Here is a 24,142-nt window from a genome sequence, read left to right on the forward strand (position 1 = left end):
CGATCAATCGGGTTAAGATTAATTCCCTGGCTGGCCCAGCAGCCAGCCAGGGATAATCCTGATATTTTTGTTGGACAGATAGAATTTGATGTTACGACTTATTCCACCGTCACAGATTTTGCCAGATTTCTTGGCATATCCACATTACATCCTCTGGCAATACCAATATGGTAGGAGAGTAGCTGTAAGGGTATTACATTTAAAATAGGCGCAATAATTTCATCAGCCTCAGGAATCGTAATGACGCTGTCTGCGATGGCCGGTGTCACCAGATCTCCTTCGTTAATGACTGCAATGACCTGGCCTTTTCTCGCTTTAATTTCCTGCATATTGCTGACAATCTTTTCATGGTAGACATCCTTAGTGGCCACAAAGATGACCGGAAGATTTTCATCCACCAGCGCAATCGGACCGTGCTTCATTTCTGCTGCAGGATAGCCTTCTGCATGGATATATGAGATCTCCTTTAACTTCAAGGCTCCTTCCAGTGCAATAGGGAAATTATAACCTCTTCCTAAAAACAAGGCATCGGAACTATCTTTCAGACTTTCTGCAATCTTTTTGATAGACTCATTTTGTTCCAGGATTTTTTCTACCTTACCAGGCACGAGGGCCAGCTCAGAACAAAGTTCCTTGAAACGTTCTTCAGTAATTGTTTGACGATGACGGGCAATTTTAAAGGCCACAAGCATGAGTGCCGCCAATTGTCCTGTAAAAGCCTTGGTACTGGCCACACCGATTTCCGGGCCAGAGTGGGTATAGGCTCCTGTCTGAGAAATCCGGGAAATGGAAGAGCCTACCACATTGACTATGCCCATGATTATGGCGCCCTGCTCCTTAGCCTTTTCAATGGCTACAATAGTATCCGCGGTCTCACCACTTTGTGAAATGGCGATAATCATATCTCCGTTATGCACAATCGGATTGCGGTAACGGAACTCAGAAGCGTATTCAACTTCCACTGGGATCCTGCAAGTCTCTTCAATAATATATTCTGCCACAAGGCCGGCATGCCAGCTGGTGCCGCAGGCAATAATAATAATACGGTTGGCACGAGAGATTTCTTCCAGATAATTTTCAATACCACTGACCTGAATAGTACCTTTCTCCGCATTGAGTCTGCCTCTCAGGCAATCTAAAATGGTTTTGGGCTGTTCAAAGATTTCCTTAAGCATAAAATGATCATAACCGCCCTTTTCAATAGTATCCAGTTCAAGGTCTAACTTGGTGATAAATGGCGTTTGCTTTTCATTACCCAGATTCTTCAAAATCAGTTCATCGGGTTTAACGATGGCAATCTCATAATCATTGACATACACCACTTCCTTTGTATATTCCACAATAGGAGTCGCATCAGAGGCCAGGAAATGCTCATTTTTACCAATACCGATTACCAGCGGACTGCCTTTTCTGGCCGCAATGATGGTATCCGGATTTTTCGTTTCAATCAATAAGATACAATAGGCACCTACCACTCTTTTAAGCGCAATACGCAGGGCTTCTTCTAAATTACCTCCATTATTTTTATAGATATCTTCAATAAAATTCAGCAGTACTTCTGTATCCGTATCGCTTTTGAAACGATATCCTTTCTGAAGTAAATCTGCCTTTAAGGATGCATAGTTTTCTATAATCCCATTATGAATCATGGCCAGTTCACCACTGCCAGATAAATGTGGGTGTGCATTTGCATCACTGGGTTCACCATGGGTGGCCCATCTGGTATGGCCGATAGCGGTCGTGCCTTCCAGTGATTTGCCGATGGTATAATTTTCCAGGTCTGCTACTTTTCCCTGTTTTTTATACAGCTTAATACCTCCGTTTAGCAGTGCGATACCCGCACTGTCATAACCGCGGTATTCAAGACGCTTTAGTCCTTTGATGACAACAGGATATGCCTGTCTGGACCCTACGTAACCTACAATTCCACACATAAATAATATCTTTTAGTAGTTTAATGGAATGCAAATGTAACTGAAATCAATCGTTTGCGTGAAAAATCCTATATTAAATATCAGTGTTTTTTGGATAACAATTATTTGTTATCTGAGAAAAAATCGCCGAAAATCAATCAGGAAAGTTTTGATCCTTGCTAACTTAAAAACCAGTAAATCAATTATTTCAGACATTAACACCTATCATTATTTGCTGGTGGCTACTTCAACAAAAAACAAGCAGAAGGTTGATTAAGATTGTTAAATAATTTCCTAAATTTTTGCAAACAATAGTTCGTATTCAATACCATAATATTTTGATTGGCATGGGAATAGGAGCCCCAATTGATATTTTGAACAATTCCTGGCCGTCCGGTCCTTATAAAATTTACCCAATAACGATGAACAACCTGGGCGAAGGCCTTGTCTTTTGCGTTCATATGATCTCTTGCCTGATCATACCAGACATAACGCAGTTCGGATGCGTGATGGGCCGGCGGATATGTAAACCGGTACATCCAGACAGATCGTCCGGCTATGGACAGGGTATCAGCCAGGCGGCTGGCATGCATTTGATACATGTATTGGGATAATACGGCGGCCACGGCCAGGCTATCAGCAGCAGATCCGGGCTTTAATCCCCGCCGGGCTTTTCGGATATCTGACAGGCAATAAGGATAATTTATGCCAAACCAATCATATATGACTGTGGAGTCCGGATGATATAGTCTTTTATCCATATCCATAAAAATCTTACTCTCATTTTCATTAGCGCCAATCAGATAATGGACCATATTGCGGCCTTGTTTTTTGACATATAAATAAGGATTCCCCTGGATCACCTGCCCATCCATCACGGGACCAAAATAATTAGTGCCCTGCGCGCCGCCCAGAACTTCCGCTTCGGCCTGAATCAATTTTTGCGTGGAAATATTGAACAGCTCCCTGGGGTCTGTAATACCTAACTTGTCCATTACCCGGCCGCGAATCCTTTTAGCAGTTATCGAGTCCCGGATACACTGAAAACCTCCGCTCTCTAAAATAATCCCTGAATAGAGACCTTCAGCCCTTGGAGTGGCTATTAAAGCACTGGTTAATTTAGCGCCGGCAGATTCTCCCATCACTGTCACTTTAGATGGATCACCTCCGAATCTGGCTATATTGGACCGGATCCATTTTAATGCCTGAATCACATCCAGGAGTCCATTATTGCCCGAGCTCTTATATTGGGGTCCCAGATCACCCATATACATAAAACCAAAGACCCCTAAGCGGTAATTAAGCGTGATGGTTACAATCGAATCCTGATCAGAAAAGGCATTCCCGTTCATGCCATCGCCTGAACCAGAAACCATGGAGCCGCCATGGACCCAGACAAGGACCGGCATCTTTGCTTTAGGTGCCAAGGAAGGTGTATATACATTTAAAAACAGGCCATCTTCACTGCCCCTGAGCGGCGCCTGACCGGATCCGGGCTGGGCTGACTCGGACCTGAAACCCATACAGTCTAATGTATCGGTCCAGTTATCATGCGCTACCGGTGCTTTGAATCTGGCTGCCCCGGTTCTGGGCGCACTATAAGGGATTCCCATAAAAACATAGCTACGCTGTTTGTAAATACCTTTTATATATCCGTTTAAGGTTTTAACTGCAGGTGTAGGAGGCGGCGGCCGTTTTATCCGGACTTTTGACATACTGCTAACCTTATATGAGTATACCTTCTGAGCCCGCAGTCCGTTCAGAACAGGCATGATTACAAAAATCAACATGCCCATTACCGCTATAGATAAACCGGACAGCTCAACGGTTTTAGGTTCCTGAGTCCGCCTGTTATGCTTTCGTAGAATCATTAAAGTAGAAGTTTATAATTGATCAATCAGCTTTAAAGATAAAAAACTCTCCCCAACCCAGTATAATGGCCCCCGGCATTAACAAGCTTGTGCAAATTGAGCCTTGGAATCTGGTAAATCTGCCAGGGAATGCCTTTCTTTGTAAAAGACAGCTTAACTTCATCCCAAAAGCAACAGACAAGCATTTTTATTAACCCTGGCTAGACCACAATAAAGTTATGGCACTCACAGATCCGACCATAAATATCTCGACACCTGCCAGCGCTGATGCGCAACACGCTTCAGAGAAGCCGGCAGCCTTTTACCTGACTGAACTTTCCGAAAGCAACCAATTATTAAAGGAGTTACAAAAGCAAATCCGTCTGGTAGCAACGGGCAGGCTTATCACAGGCATCGCCATTATACTTTGTATTTACCGTTTATTCAGAACTTTCGGCGCTGCCGCCTGGTGGCTTGCCCTAATCATATTACTGATTACTTTTATTCTGCTACTACGCAGATCAGGTGATTTACAACAAAAGGAGACTTTTGAATCCAACCGTAAAAGATTCAATGAGCAGGAACTCGAAGGCCTCAAAGGCCGGTTTGAAGCATTTGACGGGGGAGCGGGTATGGTGGGTTCAGATCATCCGTTTGCCTTCGATCTGGATTTATTTGGAAGCCGCTCGCTCTTTCAAAGAATCAATAGAACGGTGACTGTTGGAGGTAAAAACACGCTGGCCGCTTATCTGGCCAGTCCCGAGCAGGATAGTACCCTCATCAGGGGGCGACAATCTATGGTGAAGGCTATCCAGGATCTGCCAAAGTGGTGCCAGCAATTTCTGATTACCGGTTCATTGAACCAGGAAGATAAGCAAGACCAGGAAAATATCGAAACCTGGCTGGAAATGCCGCCGGTATATTATCCGAGTAAGCAATGGAAACTTTTGATTACGGTATTGCCGGTATTCACTCTCCTTGCCTGGCTGCTTTATATTTTTGGTCCGATACCTGCCTGGCCTGCTATCGGCCTCTCACTTATTTTACTGGGCATTACTGGCAGGCAGTCAAAGGTGATTAATGAAAGCCATCAGTTAATCAGCAAAAGAGCGGATACGCTTAAAAAGTATCATGAGCTGGTCGCACTTTTTATGAACCAACCCTTTGAACAGCCTGCGCTGGAGACATTAAAGGAAAAGCTCCATCTTCAACAACAAGGCACAGGAGGGTTTAAAAAGTTTATCCGGTTAATTGCCGCCCTGGATAACCGCCTTAATTTTCTGATGAACATTATATTAAACGGCCTGCTCCTGTGGGACCTTAACTGTCTTTACCGTATAGAGCAATGGAAGCAGATATTTAAAGGCCAGTTTGGAGAATGGATAAAGATCAGCAGTGAACTGGACGCCTTAATCAGCCTGTCTATCTTTAACTTTAACCACCCGGATTATGTCCGTCCGGAAATTGTAGACAGGTCTCCAGGCAATGAACAGGAATTTACCCTGGATATTACCTCAGGAAGACACCCTTTGCTCTTCCCGGAAGCCTCCATTGCCAATAGCCTGCATCAGGGAGCCCTGCTTAATCTTTATTTAATTACAGGGGCTAATATGGCCGGCAAAAGCACTTTTCTTAGAATGGTGGGATTAAATATGGTACTAGCCATGGCAGGCGCCAATGTAGCAGCCGAGGCAATGCGTCTGACGCCGGTTGCTTTATACACCAGCATGCGGACCAATGATTCTTTATTTACCCATACCTCTTTTTTCTATGCCGAGCTTAAAAAGCTCAGATGGATTATGGATCAGATCAAATCAGGCAAATCTATTTATATTATGCTGGATGAGATCTTAAAAGGTACAAACTCCAGAGATCAGCACCTGGGTTCCGCGGCCCTGATTAAAAATATTATTCAAAATAATGGCAGAGGACTGATTGCCACCCATGACATAGAGCTTACTAATCTGGCTGCCAGCTATCCGGATCATATTAAAAACATAGCTTTTGAAATCGATATGCAGGGAGATAAAATGATTTTCAGCTATCAGTACCGCGATGGCGTTTGCCAGAATATGAATGCCTCCACGCTCATGAAACAAATGGGCATTATATAAAGAAAACAACCGGCGGCATTACATTAATTTCTGTGTCTATTCAGACACAGACGCCAAGGAACTTGTGGCAGGCCTGAGCATTGGCCCTATTACAACCTTTTGTACAGCGGCTTATCAGTAAGTATTTTATTTTTTGTACCTGTCATTGCAACAAATAAAATAAAATTTCGTAATTTCACCCTCATAACTACTTCAAGTACATATAATTGAAGTAATTGTCGTTTAAAAGCCACTCCATATTTGATTTGCTCACCAGGAATGAAACCATAAAATTCAATTCCTATAAATAGCCTATTGATCAAACATGCTACCTAAAAAATTCATTGCAAAACAACAGATTCAAATTCATTGCCACTACCTCAGAGAAGATCATAAAGATCAACTACATTCGGAACATGTCATTTATCACCTTATATCTGGCACCATTAAGTTTCTAGACAATAAAAAGGAATATATCTGTAAGGAGGGGGATTATTGGTATTGTTACAAAAACCAATTTCTGAAATATCAAAAAATCCCCCAAGACAGAGACACGCCATGCAAGTTTATCCGGATGGAGCTAGATGAACAACTGCTGAAAAAAATCGCCCGGGAAAAAAAGCTCCGCAGTACCTGGATGGAAAAACAAGCAGGCGTTATTATGATCAAAAATAACCTGTCCATGCAGGAAATCTTTGCTTCATTTATTAACAATGAAAGTAACACCATGACTGTGGACCCAGACGCCACACTGGCCAAAATGGAAAAGGCGGCCATGATCGTTTTGGAGCAACACCCGCAGCTTAAAAACGCCTTGTTTGACTTTAACCAACCGACCAGGAAAGTATTTGATGATTTTATGCAAAACAATTTCATGTTTAATGTTTCCTTAAAAGCGTTTGCCTATATGTCCGGCAGGAGTATTTCAACCTTTAAGAGAGACTTTATTAAAACCTTCAAAATGCCTCCAAAAAAGTGGCTGGTGGAAAAGCGAATGCAAAATGCCTATTATATGATCAGTGAAAAGGGGAAGCGTTCAAGGGAAATATATTTCCTGCTGGGCTTTGGTTCAGAAAGTAATTTCTGTTTTGCATTTAAAAAGTATTTCGGCTTTAATCCTTCGCAAGTAAAAGATAATAAAATTGTTTTGGGAGAAAATGGTATTAATAAATTCTACATATAATCAAATTAAGGACATTTAAGTAATTCCGGAAACAAATTCAAATGCAAAAAAAAGATATGAATTAAAAAAATATTCATCTGAAATCAGTATAATTCTCAAAATATTATTGTAATTATGTACTACAAAAGTTAAGGTTTTTCATAAAATCTTAATATTTTATTGGCAATGTACGGGATTTTGTAATCATTACTTTAACCTATAAACACAAAAAAACAGCATTGGATAACAGGCAAAACACCTCAAATTGTTCCGCCAGGAATTTATTGGTTTGAAAGTGTTTGTGATTTAAAACTGAATCCGAATAACTGATATAAGATTGATTGTAATTCAGCGAGATCGTTTGGCAGAGCCAGGTAATTTTTGTCCCAAGAGAATAATAGCACAGGCTAATTCTTGAATGATTTCCTTACAAGTCTATATGTAAATCCTATAATATTTCCCCTATGCGAAAAAAGATCATTTTTAACCGGTTAAGCATCTGGATTACGCTGATCGGTATTTGTCTGACCAGTAATATCATGGCACAGCAACAAACCGTGTCAGGTCAGGTTCAGGACAGTTCAGGTGCTGCCCTTGTAGGTGTTACGGTTCAACTGGCCGGTACCAAACAAGCTTCATTAACTGATAAGACGGGAACGTTTTCCATTAAAGCCCAAACGGGAGACGTATTGGTATTTACCCATATTGGTTATATCTCCACCCAAATTACAGTGGGCAGCCAATTAAACTACCAAATCACCTTGCAGGCCAGCGCCGATAATAACCTAAAAGACGTGGTCGTCACGGCCATGGATATTAAAAGAAATTCCAGAGAATTGGGTTATTCCGTGCAAACCATAAAAGGAGATGACATCCAGCAGACGCAAAGAGAAAACTTTGTCAATGCATTGCAGGGTAGGGCAGCAGGGGTTACGATTAACCCGACCAGCGGACAGGCTGGCGCTTCCTCTCAAATCGTACTTCGTGGCTTTAATTCCGCCTCCCTGAATAACCAACCTTTATTTGTGGTGGACGGGATTATCATTGACAATACAACTTTTAACGAGACGTCCAACGGTGGCTCCGGCATTGGTCTGGCAGATGACCGTCCAAACAGAACCAGTGACTACGCCAACAGAATCTCAGATATCAATCCGAGCGATATTGCTTCTATTACTATTCTGAAAGGACCGGAAGCAACTGCCCTTTATGGGAGTCAGGCAAGCTCCGGAGCCATTATCATAACGACCAAGAAACCAGGCATGAACGGTCAGGTTCATGTCAGTTATGACAATAGCTTCCGTTTTAATAAAATAACCCGTTTCCCTGAAGTGCTGGATGAATATGGGCAGGGTAAAAATGGGGAAGCCACTAATATACCCTCAGAAGCATTTTTATATTTTGGTCCAGCCTATGCGGCAGGCACCCAGAAATACGACAATATTTCTTCCTTTTTCCGTACTGGTTTTGCCAATACTCAAAATGTAGCGGCTGATATGGGTACCAAAAATGTCGGATTCCGGCTCACCGGATCCTATTTTAATAATAGTGGCGTTATCCCTAATAATAAGTATAGACGTTACAATTTTAAATTGTCCAATAACACGAAACTATGGGACGGCAAATTGGTCATCAGCCCTTCCATCAGTTATATTAATTCTGAAAACCTCAAACCAACAAGAGGGGCAGGCGGATATATTTTAGACCTTTACGCATGGCCAACCATTGATAATGCGTCTAATTATCAGGACGCAGAGGGGAATAAAAGGTTACTTTACGCAGATGATCCAAATTCTGAAGTATTAAATAATCCATTTTTTAGCGCCTACCGTAATTATGGCCAGGATAATGTCTCCAGGTGGATCGCCACTTTAGGCATTGATCTAAAACCGGTAGACTGGCTGACCATCGCCGGCAGATTTGGCTACGACACCTATGACCAGGATGGCTATTCTTTAACCGATCCGCAATCCAGCACATTAACCGCTGCCTCACAAGGTTTTTTGAGTAACTATTACCTGAATTATAAAGGATACAATCATACGATTACAGCGACTGCCACCAAAAAAGTCGGAAAATTTGGTCTCAGAGCAATGGTAGGAACCATGTGGCAGGATTATCAAACCAGAGAATATGCGCTGGCAGGATCACAGCTACTGGACGCCGACAATAAACTTTCTCATAGCACCGACAGCAGCAATATTGGCATGGTCTCTTCCAGACTGGCCCGCAATAAGGAAGGCTTACCCAATGAGAGCATTACACGTCAGGTTGCCTATTTTGGTGAAGCAGCCGTCAGCTATAACAATGTTTTGTTCCTTTCCTATACCCATAGGTTTGAACAGGCTTCTGTTTTTGCTCCGGATAAAAGAAGCTATAATTACCCGGGTATCAGCTTCAGCGCCATCTTAAGCGACATAATTCCTGGCATTAAAGGCAATTTCTTAAATTACTTAAAACTGCGAGCTTCAAGAGCACAAACAGCCAGACTCATGCCACCTTACCTGAACCAGGCGGTATTTGTCGATAACTATGCGAGCTCAGACATTCCGGCTTATTCCTATTCCTACTATAATAATAACCCCAATCTGGTTCCAGAAAAGCAGAAAACTTATGAAATGGGTTTAGAAACACGTCTGCTGGATAACAGAATTTCTCTGGAAGCGGCATATTATAATACCCATAACCTGGATCAGATCAGTGTAGGATATAGAGCCAGCTATGGTACAGGATATATCCTCAATACGCAGAATGCAACTGAATCCCGTAACCAGGGTATAGAAATCACGATGAATATCAATCCGGTCCGTAAAAAAGACTTTAACTGGGATATCGAATTCAATTTTAACCACATGTGGAGCAAAGTGCTGGATATCCCGGCATCTATTGCTGATAAAAATGATTATTATATTTCTGATACCTGGATTTATCTAAACACAAGGGGAGGGTTTGTAAGAGGCTATCCGACAACAGAACTGACAGGTTATTCTTTTGAAAGAAATAACAACGGTCAGATTTTGATCAGTCCTGAAACGGGTATGCCTGTTGTCAATACTAGCTTTAGCCCGATCGGAGACAGAAACCCGGACTTCACTTTAGGGACCAATAACACCTTCCGTTATAAAAACTGGCAGTTAAGCTTTTTATGGGACTTAAGGGTAGGAGGAGATATTTATAATGCGACTGAACAGTATCTGACCTATATGGGTAAAAGTCAGCTCACCAAAGACCGCATGAAGTCGACGGTTATTGAAGGGGTATTGCAGGATGGCAATGAGAATACGGCCAATCCTACCAAAAATACCATCTCCTTTATCCCTAATGAGGTAGCTAGTACTTATTACTCAGAGACCAAGGGCTTTCCCGATGAAGTCTTTATCCAAAAGGACATCAATGCATTTAGATTAAGAGATGTCACGCTGACGTATCAGATACCGCAAACCCTAATTGACAAATGGAAGGTATTTAAGTCCTTGAGTTTCTTTTTTACGGGCAATGATTTAGTTCTATTTACCAACTACAAAGGGGCAGATCCAAATGTAAGTGGAACTACAGCCGGCTCTGTTGGGGTAGGAGGCTTTGGCATGGATTACGGCAATGTGGCCGCTCCAGTTTCATATAATTTTGGCCTCAAGGCTAATTTTTAAATCCAGTTTAAAATTACAATCATGAAAATATTACCCAATATAAAAATCTCCGTCCGGCTGTCCTTGCTGGCTATTACCGCGGCAGTCCTCGCACTATCATCCTGTTCCAAAAAATTGGATGAAGCTTATAAAAACCCTAATTCACCACCAGATGAGCCTGTGGAGAATATATTCCCCGGCCTGATAGGTAGCATAATCGGCAGTTCTGCAGCTGCAGGGTCTGCTTATGGCATTGCCGGAGATGGCACTTACATCGGGCGGTATGTCCAATACTGGAACAACTATGCGGCCACAGCAACCGACAATGGAGGTACACAATTTGATCAGATGGGCGGAGTTCTTGGTTCCAGCGATGCCTTTGGGAGCATGTGGGCGGCCTTTTATTTTGGCCACGGGCAAAATCTGAACTATATTGTTTCCCGTGCAAGCTCAGAACAGAAATGGGATTTTGTCGGCGGTGCGAAAGCACTCAGGGCCTGGGGCTGGTTAGAGCTTGGTAATGAGTACGCCAATGCAATCATCATTAAGCAGGCCTTCGACGTTAACCTGTCTACCTTTAATTATGATTCTTTGTCTTTAGCCTACGATTCCTGCCGAAAAGCATGTTTTGATGCCCTGGCTGCATTTAATCAGGCTGGCAGCGGCTCAAGCTCCTTTAAAACGGCGGATGCCTATTTTAATCAGGGAGACATTCATAAATGGCAGAAATTCATCTATGGTATTTTGGCCAGGAGTTATGCTTACCTGTCTAACAAAAGTAGTTACAGCGCTGACTCTGTCATTAAATATGCCACTCTGGCCGCTTCCACCAATGACGAAAATGCTACCGTGAAATTTTCCGCCATCGGAACTTCAGGCAGCTCTAATTACTATGGCCCTTTCAGGGGAAATGTCGGCAGCATGAGACAATCCGCTTATTTTGCAGATTTATTATCCGGCCGAAACCCCCAAATATTTACTGGTGTGGAAGATCCAAGGGCCTGGTACCTGATTCGGGAAAACAAGGAAGGGACCTTTTATGGAGTGACCATCGGAAAAGACCTGGATGAAAGTTTACCGGATGCAAATCAGTGGCCTGCAAATTTCTGGGGTAAATCCGGTCTATCCACATCAAGTCCTGCCACGGATTCCGGCAGGTATATATTCAGGGATAATGCAGCGTTCCCAATTATGACCGCTTCGGAAATGCAATTCTTATTAGCCGAGGCTTATTATAAGAAAGGGGAGAAGGGAAGTGCGCTGACCGCTTATAAAAATGCGATTAGCCTTAATTTTGATATGTTAAGTACTAATTATGCGACCAATGTCCCAACAGATCATATCATATCCTCAAACAGTAAAAATGCCTATTTAAATAATTCCGCCATCGTTCCAAGTGCTTCTTCGGATCTGACCTTGTCAGATATCATGATGCAAAAATATATTGCATTATTTGGATGGGGATTCCAGGAGACTTGGGCCGATATGCGCAGGTATCATTACACAGATAAAGATCCGGTTACAGGCAATCAGATATATGCCGGATTTAAACCGGGAGGAGGCACCTTATTTGTAGATAATAATGGCAAATACGTTTACCGTGCAAGGCCCAGATATAATTCTGAATACCTGTATGACATCCCTTCACTAACCTTAGTTGGAGCGGTAGATGCGGATGGATCTCAGGTTACCGATTATCATACGGTTGAAAGCTGGTTCTCGGAGCCTTAAACATTTTTTTAAAATTCATGGGAAACAGAAAGGGTTGCAGACAATTCAGATTGTTTGCAACCCCTTTTTTATATAAAGGTCTATAAAATGAGATTTTACGCCTATCTTTGAATATATCTTCCATTATTGATAATAATATCAAGATGACACCTCCTTACTAAACTCAGTATTATGAAACTAAAATTAGTATTTGCCATTGCCTTCATTTTCCCCATATTGAGTTTTGCTCAATCAGCCAAACCAAAAGAGCAGCAGATTGCAAAAGAGTTTGTTGAGGATATCATGCAGGAACGCTATGAAAAAGCGCTGAGTCTATGCGACACCTTATTTAAAGTAAAGGTATCTCAATCAATGCTTCAACAAATTAGAAATGGCCTTGTTCAACAACTAGGTTCCCTTAAAAATATTATATCAACCTCACAACAGCCTTATAAAGAAGATCAATTAATCATTCTTTATTCACAATTTGAAAAGGGCAATCTGGACCTAAAAGTGCTAACAAATAAGGATTTTACAGTATCAGGTTTTTATATGGCCCCCCACAAAGAAGCCTATAATCAGGCGACCAACCCGAATGCTTATGATATACAGTCCGGCAATCTCTTACTTCCAGGAACTTTACTTATTCCGAAAAGTGACAACAAACATAAGCTTGTCATTCTGGTCCATGGATCCGGTCCAGGTGACAGAGATGAAACCCTGGGTCAAATAAAACCTTTTATGGATCTTGCCGAAGGCCTTCTAAAAAATGGTATCGCCAGTTACCGCTACGACAAAAGAACATTTGTCAATCCAGGATCATTGCCCGCTGATTATACAATAGACGATGAAGTAACCACTGATGTATTCAATATAATTGAGCACTTTAGCAGCAATGATACTTTCAGAAATTACAAAATTTATGTAATCGGTCATAGCCTGGGAGCAATGTTGGCACCCAGGATTGCCAAAGAAGCTGGGGATAAAATAAGTGGCATCGTTATGATGGCAGCACCTGCAAGAAAACTTTCCGACATTATCCTGGAACAAACCAAATATCTGGATTCCCTGTTTCCTGGTAAGGAACAAGATGAAGCCTTACGTATGACAGCCCGTCAATTGCATTATATGCATAGTCCGGCTTTTAATGAGCGTTCGCCGCTCGATTCGCTATTATTAAATCAGCCTGCCAGCTATTGGCTGTCATTGAAATCTTATAACCAGGTAGGTACCATAACAGGGCTTAGACTGCCAGTTTTAATACTGCAGGGAGAAAAAGACTATCAGGTCCGAATGACTGATTTTAATATCTGGAAACAAAATACCAAGGGAATGTCCAATTTTACTTATAAAAGTTATCCCGGACTTTCACACCTATTTATGTCCAGTAATGGCATACCCAGTCCCAAAGATTATCAGGGCGAAAAGCACATACCTGATTACGTCATAACTGATTTATCCAAATGGATCATTAACCAGAAGTAATCACGATCTCATTGGTATTTGAAAGTTGAATTAGAAATAATAAACCTAAATCAGCCTATTGTTCATAATTTTTGCGCATGGTTCCTCTTAAAATCTACGATGAGTACTGATATAGCTCCTGAAGGTTCAGTTGTTATCTGACCAAATGCTCACACATGAAAAAAATCTTTATTAAAAAGCAATCCGCCAACTCAGTTTTGGTGAGTGCTTACTTAATAGAGAAAAGTGTATCCCGAAACAATTCTTAAAGCAAATAGAAGAAAAAAAATTGTACATAGAATACAACAGTCGGGAAGAAGTAAACAACAATCACAGAACAATTAGCAAGATTAAGGTCAATGTTCCTTACAATAATGGCATTAGTATCAGAACTTCCTGCCAAACAAGATAACCAATTTACCCACTTTAAATAGGCCATCTTTCGACAGTTTTGGTGAGCAATAGTGATGTAGCCTGCAGAAGCACAACCGGACGTATTTACTAACAATCGTTGTTGGAACCCGCAGAATTATTTGCTAATTTCAATGCAATTTTTGTCAATAATCACAATGCATATCTGAAAAATGAGTGAAACACTTAGTCTGTTTATCAGCAACTTACATAAGAAGAATCCTGGTGAACCAGAATTTTTACAAGCGGTTGAAGAAGTTGCCACGTCCTTAATTTCTTTTATTGAATCTGAGTCCAGATACAAAAATACTAAAATATTAGAGCGCATCGTAGAACCGGAACGCGTTATTATTTTTAGGGTACCCTGGCTTGATGACAAAGGCGAAATACAGGTAAATAGAGGCTTTAGGGTTCAGATGAATAGTGCAATCGGGCCTTATAAGGGAGGTTTGCGTTTTCATCCCTCCGTTACCCTAAGTGTCCTTAAATTTCTGGCTTTCGAACAGACATTTAAAAATAGCCTTACCGGCCTGCCTATGGGAGCGGGCAAAGGAGGATCAGATTTTGATCCAAAGGGTAAGTCTGACAATGAAATCATGAAATTCTGCCAGAGTTTCATGACCGAGCTTTATCGTCATGTTGGTGCTGATACTGACATACCTGCTGGAGATATAGGTGTTGGTGGTCGTGAAATAGGTTATTTATTTGGTCAATACAAACGTATTGCTGGCGCTTTTAATGGGGTACTAACCGGTAAAGGCAGCGAATGGGGTGGAAGTCAGATCAGGCCGGAAGCTACAGGTTACGGACTGGTATATTTTGTTGAAGAAATTTTGAAGACCAAAAAAGATTCCATGTCCGGCAAAACAGTAACAATCTCTGGTTCCGGCAATGTTGCTCAGTATGCAGCGGAAAAATGCATTGAGTTGGGAGCTAAAGTTTTAACCTTGTCCGATTCAAAAGGCTTTATTTATGATCCGGCTGGAATCGACAAAGAAAAACTCGCTTACTTAATGCATCTTAAAAATATTGAACATGGTTGTATTAAAGAATATGCCATAAAATATAATTGTGAATATTTCGAAGGGGAGAGGCCTTGGAAAATAAAATGTGACATAGCCCTTCCAAATGCGACTCAAAATGAATTGGATGCCAATGATGCTAAAACACTATTGAAAAATGGATGTATCTGTGTTGCTGAAGGTGCTAATATGCCTTGTACGCCAAGAGCTGTAGCCACTTTCCTCAAAGAAAAAATATTTTATGCACCCGGAAAAGCAGCCAATGCGGGCGGTGTCGCAGTCTCTGGTTTAGAAATGTCGCAGAACTCACAACGATATTCCTGGAGCCGGGCAGAAGTGGACGCCAAATTAAAAATGATCATGCATGAAATTCATGAGCGTTGTATTCAGTACGGTAAAGAAGAAGATGGATTCGTTAACTACGAAAAAGGAGCCAATATCGCTGGCTTTGTAAAAGTAGCAGATGCAATGCTAGCTCAGGGCCTGGTGTAATATATACATTAATCGAGTCGGAAGGTAGCGATTAGTTCGCTACCTGTCCGCTCACACCACCGTACGTACGGTTCCGTATAACGCTAGAGCAAATATTGTCCAAACAATATTTAACGCCATACACTACTGATCCGAGACAAAAAGTTGCTATCGGAATAAATTTTTCCTCAAAGGAGAAAAGGGTTACAGATTTTCTAGTAAAAGAACCAAGAACTTTAAATGAATACTAAACATTCTCAATAATTTTTGTGACATTCAAATACAGTGGAAGCTGAAAAAGGAAAATAACTAAAGAATTTTCAGTATTTTAATCCGACGCTATACTTAACTAATATACAGTGGATGCTATTCATTTTTCAAAACTCAATCACTTACACACCTTTCGTAGAGTACATTTGGATATTCCTGGTCACTCAAATCCCCGAGTTTATGTTCATTTTGGGTGTTCATTTCTGCCTGGGGAGTCATTTCTTATTATTTTTTTTCGAGAAAGGCATACAAAGTAAAATTATTAATCGTAATATTGCAATAAATTAGTAGGAAATGGGAGCGACGAAAACGGATTTATTTACCAAAGAACAAAACGAACTGGCAAGCATGGCTAAAGCTATTGCGCATCCGGCTCGTATAGCCATTTTACAGCAGCTCATGAAATTGAATGCTTGTGTTTGTGGAAGTTTAGTTGATGAACTCGGCTTAGCGCAACCCACTATCTCGCAGCATCTTAAAGAACTAAAGCTGGCAGGTATTATCCAAGGCACGGTGGAAGGTACAAGCGTTTGCTATTGTATTGACCCAAAGGTCTGGCAAAAATACCGGCAGTTTTTCAATGACTTCTTTGTAGCCGTAAATGAACTTGCCAGAGAGGACTGTTGTTGATTTTTTTTATATTATATAATCGTATCATTGCAATAAACAAATAAAACGACAAAAATGAATAACAACAAATACAGAATTCTTTTCGTTTGCGTACATAACAGCGCACGGAGCCAAATGGCAGAAACTTTCTTAAATGAATTAGGTAAGGACAAGTTTGCAGCGGAAAGCGCTGGTATAGAGCCGGGGAACCTCAATCCCTATGTTGTTGAAGTAATGGCTGAAAGTGGAATAGACATCAGCGGCAAGCAAACAAAAGCTGCATTTGACTTGGTACAGCAGGGTAAGCACTATGACGCCGTGATAACCGTATGTGATGCGGCGAACGCCGAAAAATGCCCGGTTTTTCCCGGTAAAACTAGGCGCATAGCCTGGTCATTTCCCGACCCTTCCGGATTTGCAGGAACAAAAGAACAGATAATGGAACAAACCCGGAAGGTTAGGAATGCCATACAGCAGAAAGTGGAGGATTTCATACTGGAAGCCAGTGCGGTGAAATTTTGGATATAATATTATTTAATCATCTTAAATGAATAAAATCATGAATAACGAACAAGAGTTAAAGGAGCTGGTAAAGCAAAAATATGCGGAAATTGCCTCCCAGGATAAGGCCATGAATCAGGCGTCTTGCTGCGGATCTGGCTGCTGTTCTACCGATGTTTATAACATAATGAGTGAAGATTACAGCAAGCTGGAAGGTTATAATCCCGAGGCTGACCTGGGTTTAGGCTGCGGCCTGCCTACTCAATTTGCCCAAATTAAAAAGGGAGACACGGTTATAGACCTGGGCTCAGGCGCCGGAAACGATTGTTTTGTGGCCCGCAGGGAAACAGGCGGATCTGGCAAAGTAATCGGCATCGATTTTACGCCGCAAATGATTGAAAAAGCCAGAGAAAATGTAGAAAAACTGGGTTATAACAACGTAGAGTTCCGTCAAGGAGATATTGAAGCTATGCCTGTGGGAGCCGACAAGGCTGATGTAGTGGTAAGCAACTGTGTACTGAACCTTGTCCCCAACAAAGACGGTGTGTTCCGGGAAGTATACCGGGTACTGAAGCCAGGCGGTCATTTCAGTATATCGGACATTGTGCTGGAAGGAGAGTTACCTAATGCATTAAGGCAGGCAGCCGAGATGTATGCCGGATGTGTCACTGGTGCAATTCAAAAAGAGGAATACTTCGGATTGATAGCCAAGAATGGATTTACCAATGTCACGCTTCAAAAGGAAAAGGCCATTGAAATACCTGACGATATATTAGCTGTGTATCTGTCTGCGGAAGAAATCAATCAATTTAAAACTTCAGGAGGGGGCATTCAAAGCATTACCGTGTATGCGGAAAAGGCCGAAAAATCGATTTGCTGTGGTCCGGATTGTTGTAATTAATCACTGATTTTTATATTATGTCTACAAAATGTGCCCCAATTCATAAAAGAAAAAGGCTTGGCTTTCTCGACCGGTATTTAACACTCTGGATTTTCCTGGCAATGGCAGTGGGAGTATCCATCGGTTATTTTCTGCCGTCTTCTTCGGCATTTATTAATTCCTTTTCTTCAGGAACGACTAATATACCATTGGCTATAGGTCTTATCCTGATGATGTACCCGCCATTAGCGAAAGTACGCTACGAGCAAATAGGGAAGGTATTTCGCAATACGAAGGTGCTGACAGTCTCCTTGCTACTAAATTGGGTCATCGGGCCGGCCTTAATGTTCGTTTTGGCGTTGCTGTTTCTCCATGATTACCCGGAATATATGACCGGCCTGATATTAATAGGGCTTGCGCGATGCATTGCAATGGTCATCGTATGGAATGAGCTGGCGGAAGGGAACCGGGAATATGCAGCCGGTTTGGTCGCTCTGAACAGCATTTTCCAGGTATTACTCTATAGTATATATGCTTACCTATTTATTACGGTACTACCTCCTTTATTTGGTTTCAAGGGATTAGATGTAAATATTACTATCGGTCAGATTGCGGAAAGCGTAGCTATTTATCTGGGAATACCTTTTGCTGCAGGTATCATAAGCCGCTATATACTACTGAAATTAAAAGGAGAGCAGTGGTATCAAAACAAATTTGTTCCATTTATTTCGCCCGTCACCCTGATAGCGCTGCTATTTACCATAGTTGTCATGTTTAGTCTGAAAGGGCAAATGATTGTACAAATACCTTCTGATGTACTACGAATTGCACTGCCATTGGTCATTTATTTTGCAATTATGTTTCTGGTAAGTTTTTTTATCGGCAAAAAATTGGGCGCTGATTATTCACAAAATGCTGCTGTTTCTTTTACGGCAGCCGGAAATAATTTCGAGCTTGCTATTGCTGTAGCCATCGGCGTATTCGGTATTAATTCCGGGGAAGCATTTGCCGGTGTCATTGGCCCGTTGGTAGAAGTTCCTGCTCTGATAGCTTTGGTAAATATAGCTTTTTGGCTTCGTCGAAAATATTACACTACAGCGGCCCTCAATATTCAAAAACAACGCAAGAAATGAACACATAAAACACTACATCCCGCTTAACATAATATAAATTATGGGACAAATTTATGAAAAATGATTCCGCCATATATAATTATATATCAATACTTTAATTTAATATTCGATAGATTCTACAGGCAATAAAAATACACACATATGGCTAAGTAACAACTACTGAATGTTACCCGCCTTATACATATCCAATAAAATGCATTCTCAAACTAAGATCCGTAATTAGGTTCATATCTGACACTAAGAAACGATTCACCATTACAATCCATCAAATCAGGCAACTTTCCCCAGCGTCTTGTGATTAACAAACTAACCCCTAAGATGAAGAAGCTCGGATTTTTTAAATATTAAAAACAATGGCAAAACAAAACAAACTTAAAAGCCATGTAACGCTCAGTCAGTGAGTTGAATTATGCGTTAAATTTATTTTTTTTTAATTTTTGAGCAATATTATTTCATCATATATAGATATTTTAAAAACCTTAAAGCAATTAAAATTTTAGTAAGTTCACTTATTAATAGTATCTTTATAATAATTTAATTTATAATAAATTATTAAATAAAATATATTTTGATTATAATTAATATTATTATATGCTTATCTAATAATAAATATTTATACTAATTAATGCCTCAAAATTATGATCAGATACTGGATGGCAGCAATATCGAAAGAGCATACTTCAAGAGGTATTCAAGGTGGATTTATACAAGTATGCCACGGAAAGAAAGCACCTTTACAAAAGATGAAAATGGGCGATTATATTATCGTCTATTCCTCTAAAGTCAATATGTCCGATACTATTAAGTATCAGAAATTTACGGCCATCGGAAGGGTTTCAGACAATGAGGTGTATCCTTTTCAAATGACCCCAGATTTCTGCCCATTCCGCCGTAAGATTGAATTCTTAGAATGTCAGGAAGTTTCAATTATTGATTTAATTCCAGATTTGCAATTCATAGAAAATAAGCAACGGTGGGGCTATCCATTCCGATTTGGTTTCTTTGAAATCTCAGAACATGATTATCAACTCATTTCTTCTAAAATGTTATTACATGACTCGTAAATCGAAAGCACAAGGATTTAGCGTAGAAAAAGCTGAAGATTCGACAGGATTTTTAATTTAGCAGCTTACCACTGTTTGGCAGCGATCGGTCAAAAAAGTTTTGATGCCTTATGATCTGACACATGCGCAGTTTGTTGTGTTAGCCAGTGCCCACTGGCTAAGTTTGCAATTGCAGGACGTTACTCAAATAGCGTTATCAAAACATTCAAAAATTGACACAATGACCGTTTCAGCAGTTCTAAGGAAACTTAATACTAAAAAACTCATTACGCGTATTGAGCACCCTACTGACACTAGGGCCAAAACCGTCTTACTTACAAAAAAGGGACAGGAACTTGTCAAAAAAGCCATCGTTATAGTAGAAAACTTTGATAAAGAGTTCTTTAGTAAACTAAAATCTGGATTACCTACATTCAATAAATCTCTAGTAAAATTATTGAACCATGAATAAAAACTTGTTGAATATCATTTCAATTCACTACCTTTTCGACTATTTACTGTTGTAGGAAGAATATTTAAAATGACTTGCATAAAATCTTCAAAGATTATCTGATGGTCAAGGTCTGACTTCCTGGTTTTAATGCATATGATTTCCCAGCCCAGATAAATTCACCCGTAAGTCCGTCAGGCAAGGTTATTTTGGCATTCAGACCTGAGGAACCATTTCCGGCCACGGCCTCTCTCCTCTCAAGTCCCACTGTAATCTGACCTGCTGGCACATCCATGGCTCCGTTCGCAGACCTAAGATCTCCTAAATGCGGCTCAATCCTTACCTTACTAAACCCCGGCGCTGATGGTGTAATTCCAAGGATAGTAGCTAAAAAGTCATAAGCCGGACTAGTTGACCAACCGTGACAATCTGATCTCGTAGGCTCCGGTTTCTCCGCAAACGTCGTTAATCCTATTTTCAACATATCCAGCCATGGAGTGAGCGATTCATAATATTTATCACCAAGACCAGCCTTAACCATCGCTCTTGTCAGATAAAAACGGTAATAAAAAGTTGCTTGGCTCAGCGTAGTATCTTTCAATATCTGCTCCATAACTTCCTTCTGCTTTTCAACGGGTATTGCATTTGTTAAAACTCCCAGGATACTAGCATGTTGGCTAAACTGATTTTTATCTCTCGTATCTGCCATTTCACCGCGCTGCTCATCAAAGCAAGATTTGTAAGTAGCCTGCGCCAGCTTGTTTGCCAAGGCTGCATAATGTTCACTTTTTTTATATTGATTAAATCCTGCAAAGAGATTAGCTGCCTGTTGTAAGGTTAGGGCGTATTGCAAAGTAATCACCGAACTATTGCCTTCGCTAACTCCAGCAGGCACCCCATTTTTAAAGGCAGGATTCCAGTCCACAAAATTCCACCAGTTTAAAGGGCCCAACATTCCTGTTGACGAATCAATGCGGTTTTCAAACCAGCTCAGTACCTGGCTAGCTCCCGCCAGATAGTTTTTGACAAAGTTTTGGTCTGGTCGCAACATCCAGTAATCATGTAGCATCGTCACCCACCATAGCGAAAACGGTGGTATAACTTGAAAACGGTTGCTGGGATACCGTCCCTCGGTTAGTCCTTCGGGTGTCAGTGATAAATAAAAATCATTAATTGCTTTTCTAACCAAACGGTCATCCCGGCTATTATATAATGTAATTAAAGCCTGGATTCTGGTATCCGCTTCATATTGTAATTGTTCATAATAAGGACAATCAAAATAGGTTTCTCCTGCACAAAGTCTTGCAGTACGCCAGCCGACATCCCAAATTTTAGTGAGTGAACTGTCTGAACTATTAAATTTTGCTGACCTTTTCAAGGGATAAGCTGCAAAAGTATTTTTAAATGACTCAATAGACACAGGCATCTCTGACGTCTCAATACTTAATAAAACATACCGAAAGGTCCTGATCCAAAGCGGACGGAAAACTCTCTTTTCGCCTCCATCCGGCAAATATTCATCAAAAAGACCTTTAACGGTTTTACCTTCAATCGAATCCCGGTTCCCTTTTTGATTGGTACTATCCAAAAGCGCTTCCGTGTAAGTTAATTTAATTATAGCACCTTTGCCACCACTAACAGTCAGCTCGGGATATCCAACCGTTTCATAACCTTGATCTATTAAAATATTTAATTTTTGATGAGCAGGTATCTTGAGGGCTTTTCCCGCGTTAAAATCTGACATAAAAGACTGCTCTAAATCTTTGAGCGTTTTTTCGGCAATCTCGTTTTCAGATTCAACCCGCCGAATCTTCCCAACCGGTTCCATCTGATGCTGCATCTGAGGAATAGATCTCGGTACAAGCGTCCACCTATTATCCGTACCATAGCCTGCAGGTGCAACCGGCGCTGCGATATTAGTAGCCGATAACCAATCGCTATCATTGTAATCTATTGCTTCCCAACCCCAAGGATACAGAGCTCCCTCTACCCTGTCCCCTGGCCCGGATACGAAATAACTATGTAGTACCTCTCCCGTATTCAACGCCGTTGGGTGGTAGGCTGTATCATGCATCACTTTCCAACTGGGACCTGTATTAAAATTGTCCAGATTACCCTGATCCATATTATCCTGCTGAACTAAAAATCCCGTTTCATTTGAAATTTGTGCCACAGGTGCATAGGTGCCCATATTCCAGACCTCTGCCGCAAGGACATTCTTACCTAATTTCAGATAAGGAGCCAGATCATAACTGCCAAAAGCCCAATGCGTCAGATTACCTCGAGCAGGTCCGTCCCCTATCCAATGTCCATTAATATAAAGCCGGTAGCGGTTATCAGCAGATACGTGTATAATATAATGACTTGGCAATGTAGCCAGGTTAACCGCCTTTCGAAAATGATATACACCATAGGCCCTTGGATCCGCCTGCTGCTCATTCATATGAATCCAATGACCTGGCCAGGTTCCCTGCAATAATTTTGGATTAACAGCTATCAGAGTCTCAGATCGTTCCCTTTGAGACATCACAGGATGGGAAATAAATATAAATAAAACTATATAAATAAATGATTTACAAAATACTATATTACTAAATCTAGAAAACTTAGAACAATTTACTCCGTATATATTTCTTAGAGGCTTCAACATAGGACAAAATGATTTTATCAAAAAATGAATTAAAACCCGCAGTGAAAATTTTACTTAAGGACTATAAAGAAGTTTCTTAAAGAATACAATTTCATAAATTTTTACCGGACAGCCAATGAAAATTATCATTATTAAACCAGCTAGGCTCGACAATTAATTATAACTAACTATAATAACTAAATAATATTCAAAACGATAGAGCAATTTAATAATAACCAAATTATTCTATTTCATCAAAAATATTTGACGACCATTGACCTTTCAGCAACTTCCACTATTTCCTTACTCGACAATCCGATTTCTCAAACAATCTTGGCACATGATCTTCATGACAACAAGTCCTCTTCGTTGAAGTGAAGATTTGTTATCATGAAGATTGATAAAAGAAGGGTTAGGCGGTCTAAAGGCTGACAAACTGCAGCCCGATTATTTTCATTCAAAAAAAATAGACTCAACGGATGATAATAATGTAAATATATAATATTTATTTAAAATATATTAAAAAAAACAATTTCCAATAAATCATAATAGGAATTCGAGAGCCCACTTTCCCATCATTGACAAATACTGCCTGGTTTAAGCTGTAATGATAAATGCATCATGAAATTTAGATTTTATTCAGTTTCCTTTTTTATATGATATTAATATTCGTATCTTTATTGGCCGAACTTATCAAAAACAAATGCCAGATGAAATATTCGGAACTCGAAAAGAAAATAAAAAAAATCGGTTGCAATGATACAGGTAAAAAGATGAACGGTCATCCATTATGGTATAGTCCCATAACGGATAAATATTTTAAAATGAGCAATCATAAAAGCGAAGAGGTTAAAAAAGGTACACTTCAAAGCATTTTAAAAGATTCAGGTTTGAAGTAAAGTTT

General features: G+C 40.5%; 16 protein-coding genes. 13 read left to right on the forward strand and 3 right to left on the reverse strand.

Going from position 1 to position 24,142, the window contains the following annotated elements:
* Positions 1–98 precede the first annotated feature (98 nt).
* Together glmS and BLU80_RS04580 are read right to left on the reverse strand one after the other, a co-directional pair.
* The gene (gene glmS, locus BLU80_RS04575) at positions 99–1,934 is read right to left on the reverse strand and encodes a glutamine--fructose-6-phosphate transaminase (isomerizing) (RefSeq protein WP_091394105.1); all 1,836 of its coding nucleotides are present in this window, start codon (positions 1,932–1,934) and stop codon (positions 99–101) included.
* A gap of 221 nt (positions 1,935–2,155) precedes the next feature.
* Positions 2,156–3,784 (reverse strand): carboxylesterase/lipase family protein, encoded by a 1,629-nt coding sequence (locus tag BLU80_RS04580; RefSeq protein ID WP_091394108.1) that lies wholly within the window; start codon positions 3,782–3,784, stop codon positions 2,156–2,158.
* 218 nt (positions 3,785–4,002) lie between these two features.
* Between BLU80_RS04580 and BLU80_RS04585 the strand changes: the two genes are divergently transcribed.
* The 12 genes from BLU80_RS04585 to BLU80_RS04650 all read left to right on the forward strand — a co-directional run bounded on the left by BLU80_RS04585 (position 4,003) and on the right by BLU80_RS04650 (position 20,630).
* On the forward strand, positions 4,003–5,877 hold the full coding sequence (locus BLU80_RS04585; protein ID WP_091394112.1) for a MutS-related protein: 1,875 nt from the start codon (positions 4,003–4,005) through the stop codon (positions 5,875–5,877).
* 304 nt (positions 5,878–6,181) lie between these two features.
* Positions 6,182–7,039 (forward strand): helix-turn-helix domain-containing protein, encoded by an 858-nt coding sequence (locus BLU80_RS04595; protein WP_091394120.1) that lies wholly within the window; start codon positions 6,182–6,184, stop codon positions 7,037–7,039.
* A gap of 443 nt (positions 7,040–7,482) precedes the next feature.
* On the forward strand, positions 7,483–10,665 hold the full coding sequence (locus BLU80_RS04600; RefSeq protein ID WP_091394124.1) for a SusC/RagA family TonB-linked outer membrane protein: 3,183 nt from the start codon (positions 7,483–7,485) through the stop codon (positions 10,663–10,665).
* Positions 10,666–10,686: 21 nt separating this feature from the next.
* On the forward strand, positions 10,687–12,375 hold the full coding sequence (locus BLU80_RS04605; RefSeq protein WP_091394127.1) for a SusD/RagB family nutrient-binding outer membrane lipoprotein: 1,689 nt from the start codon (positions 10,687–10,689) through the stop codon (positions 12,373–12,375).
* 171 nt (positions 12,376–12,546) lie between these two features.
* Positions 12,547–13,839: an alpha/beta hydrolase gene (locus BLU80_RS04610; RefSeq protein WP_091394132.1), complete on the forward strand. Its 1,293-nt coding sequence runs from the start codon at positions 12,547–12,549 to the stop codon at positions 13,837–13,839.
* Positions 13,840–14,402: 563 nt separating this feature from the next.
* On the forward strand, positions 14,403–15,743 hold the full coding sequence (gene gdhA / locus BLU80_RS04615) for an NADP-specific glutamate dehydrogenase (protein WP_091394135.1): 1,341 nt from the start codon (positions 14,403–14,405) through the stop codon (positions 15,741–15,743).
* Positions 15,744–16,286: 543 nt separating this feature from the next.
* A complete protein-coding gene (locus BLU80_RS04625) occupies positions 16,287–16,622 on the forward strand; it encodes an ArsR/SmtB family transcription factor (protein ID WP_091394141.1) in 336 nt (111 codons plus the stop codon).
* Positions 16,623–16,676: 54 nt separating this feature from the next.
* Positions 16,677–17,129 carry an arsenate reductase ArsC gene (locus BLU80_RS04630; protein WP_091394146.1) on the forward strand — a complete coding sequence of 151 codons (453 nt, stop codon included), beginning with the start codon at positions 16,677–16,679 and terminating at the stop codon, positions 17,127–17,129.
* 31 nt (positions 17,130–17,160) lie between these two features.
* The gene (locus BLU80_RS04635) at positions 17,161–18,003 is read left to right on the forward strand and encodes an arsenite methyltransferase (protein ID WP_091394303.1); all 843 of its coding nucleotides are present in this window, start codon (positions 17,161–17,163) and stop codon (positions 18,001–18,003) included.
* Between the two features lie 17 nt (positions 18,004–18,020).
* Entirely contained in the window at positions 18,021–19,115 is a 1,095-nt protein-coding gene (gene arsB / locus BLU80_RS04640; protein ID WP_139188086.1) for an ACR3 family arsenite efflux transporter, read from the forward strand.
* 638 nt (positions 19,116–19,753) lie between these two features.
* Positions 19,754–20,179, forward strand: coding sequence for an EVE domain-containing protein (locus BLU80_RS04645; RefSeq protein WP_091394152.1), 426 nt, complete (start codon positions 19,754–19,756; stop codon positions 20,177–20,179).
* A 103-nt stretch (positions 20,180–20,282) separates the two neighbouring features.
* Complete coding sequence (locus tag BLU80_RS04650; protein ID WP_091394155.1) at positions 20,283–20,630, forward strand: MarR family winged helix-turn-helix transcriptional regulator; 348 nt, start codon at positions 20,283–20,285, stop codon at positions 20,628–20,630.
* 94 nt (positions 20,631–20,724) lie between these two features.
* Here the strand turns inward: BLU80_RS04650 and BLU80_RS04655 are convergent, their stop codons facing one another.
* Positions 20,725–23,136 carry a family 78 glycoside hydrolase catalytic domain gene (locus BLU80_RS04655; RefSeq protein WP_170831138.1) on the reverse strand — a complete coding sequence of 804 codons (2,412 nt, stop codon included), beginning with the start codon at positions 23,134–23,136 and terminating at the stop codon, positions 20,725–20,727.
* A gap of 812 nt (positions 23,137–23,948) precedes the next feature.
* Here BLU80_RS04655 and BLU80_RS04660 point away from each other — a divergent pair.
* The gene (locus BLU80_RS04660; protein WP_091394163.1) at positions 23,949–24,137 is read left to right on the forward strand and encodes a type II toxin-antitoxin system HicA family toxin; all 189 of its coding nucleotides are present in this window, start codon (positions 23,949–23,951) and stop codon (positions 24,135–24,137) included.
* Positions 24,138–24,142: the final 5 nt, after the last annotated feature.

Source organism: Arachidicoccus rhizosphaerae, assembly GCF_900107765.1.
GTDB lineage: Bacteria > Bacteroidota > Bacteroidia > Chitinophagales > Chitinophagaceae > Arachidicoccus > Arachidicoccus rhizosphaerae.